Raw genomic sequence first — 2,242 nt, 5'->3', positions numbered from 1 at the left:
CAGCGCTTACACACCCGACCTATCAACCAGCTCGTCTCGCTGGACCCTTCAGGAGGCTCAAGGCCTCAGGGAAAACTCATCTTGAAGGGGGCTTCCCGCTTAGATGCTTTCAGCGGTTATCCCGTCCGAACGTAGCTACCGGGCAATGCGATTGGCATCACAACCCGAACACCAGAGGTTCGTCCACTCCGGTCCTCTCGTACTAGGAGCAGCTCTTCTCAGTTTTCCAACGTCCACGGCAGATAGGGACCGAACTGTCTCACGACGTTCTAAACCCAGCTCGCGTACCACTTTAAATGGCGAACAGCCATACCCTTGGGACCGGCTTCAGCCCCAGGATGTGATGAGCCGACATCGAGGTGCCAAACACCGCCGTCGATGTGAACTCTTGGGCGGTATCAGCCTGTTATCCCCGGAGTACCTTTTATCCGTTGAGCGATGGCCCTTCCATACAGAACCACCGGATCACTATGACCTGCTTTCGCACCTGCTCGACCTGTCCGTCTCGCAGTCAAGCACCCTTGTGCCATTACACTAACCGCATGATTTCCGACCATGCTTAGGGTACCTTCGTGCTCCTCCGTTACTCTTTGGGAGGAGACCGCCCCAGTCAAACTACCCACCACACACGGTCCCGGACCCGGATCACGGGTCTCGGTTAGAACCTCAAACTTGCCAGGCTGGTATTTCAAGGTCGGCTCCACGCAGACTGGCGTCTACGCTTCGAAGCCTCCCAGCTATCCTACACAAGCAAGCTCAAAGTCCAGTGTGAAGCTGTAGTAAAGGTTCACGGGGTCTTTCCGTCTAGCCGCGGATACACTGCATCTTAACAGCGATTTCAATTTCACTGAGTCTCGGGTGGAGACAGCGCCCCCATCGTTACACCATTCGTGCAGGTCGGAACTTACCCGACAAGGAATTTCGCTACCTTAGGACCGTTATAGTTACGGCCGCCGTTTACCGGGGCTTCGATCAAGAGCTTCGTCCGAAGACTAACCCCATCAATTAACCTTCCGGCACCGGGCAGGTGTCATACCCTATACGTCCTCTTTCGAGTTTGCAGAGTACTGTGTTTTTAATAAACAGTCGCAGGGGCCTGGTATCTTCGGCTGGCTTCAGCTCCAGTCGCGGGACCTTCACCTAACGCCAGCGTGCCTTCTCCCGAAGTTACGGCACCATTTTGCCTAGTTCCTTCACCCGAGTTCTCTCAAGCGCCTTGGTATTCTCTACCTGACCACCTGTGTCGGTTTCGGGTACGGTTCGGATGTACCTGAAGCTTAGAGGCTTTTCCTGGAAGCAGGGCATCAGTGACTTCGCGGACCGTAGTCCGACCGTCGTCGCGTCTCAGCTTTAAGATCCCGGATTTGCCTAAGATCTCGGCCTACTCGCTTGAACCGGGACAACCAACGCCCGGATCACCTAGCCTTCTCCGTCCCCCCATCGCAGTACACCCAAGTACGGGAATATTAACCCGTTTCCCATCGACTACGCTCTTCAGCCTCGCCTTAGGGGCCGACTCACCCTGCCCCGATTAACGTTGGACAGGAACCCTTGGTCTTTCGGCGTGCGGGTTTTTCACCCGCATTATCGTTACTCATGTCAGCATTCGCACTTCTGATATCTCCAGCACACCTCTCGATGCACCTTCACAGACTTACAGAACGCTCCTCTACCACTTGTGCAAGCACAAGTCCGCAGCTTCGGCACTGTGTTTGAGCCCCGTTATATCTTCCGCGCAGGCCGACTCGACTAGTGAGCTATTACGCTTTCTTTAAAGGATGGCTGCTTCTAAGCCAACCTCCTAGCTGTCTGAGCCTTCCCACATCGTTTCCCACTTAACACAGATTTTGGGGCCTTAGCTGGCGGTCTGGGTTGTTTCCCTTTCCACGACGGACGTTAGCACCCGCCGTGTGTCTCCCGGATAGTACTCTACGGTATTCGGAGTTTGCATGGGGTTGGTAAGTCGGGATGACCCCCTAGCCCAAACAGTGCTCTACCCCCGTAGGTATAAGTCCGAGGCGCTACCTAAATAGCTTTCGAGGAGAACCAGCTATCTCCCGGCTTGATTAGCCTTTCACTCCGATCCACAAGTCATCCCCTCATTTTTCAACATAAGTGGGTTCGGTCCTCCAATTGATGTTACTCAATCTTCAACCTGCTCATGGATAGATCGCCGGGTTTCGGGTCTACATCACGCGACTGGACGCCCAGTTAAGACTCGCTTTCGCTACGGCTCCCCTAT

At 54.5% G+C, this 2,242-nt stretch carries 1 rRNA gene; it reads right to left on the bottom strand.

The window, feature by feature from the left end:
- A 23S ribosomal RNA gene (locus IE111_RS24330) occupies positions 1-2,242 on the bottom strand; the annotation flags it as partial.

This window comes from Saccharospirillum salsuginis (assembly GCF_014651855.1).
GTDB classification, from domain to species: Bacteria; Pseudomonadota; Gammaproteobacteria; order Pseudomonadales; family Natronospirillaceae; genus Saccharospirillum; species Saccharospirillum salsuginis.
The sequence above is the reverse complement of the archived record's forward strand: the minus strand, read 5'-3'. Positions and strand labels throughout refer to the sequence as shown.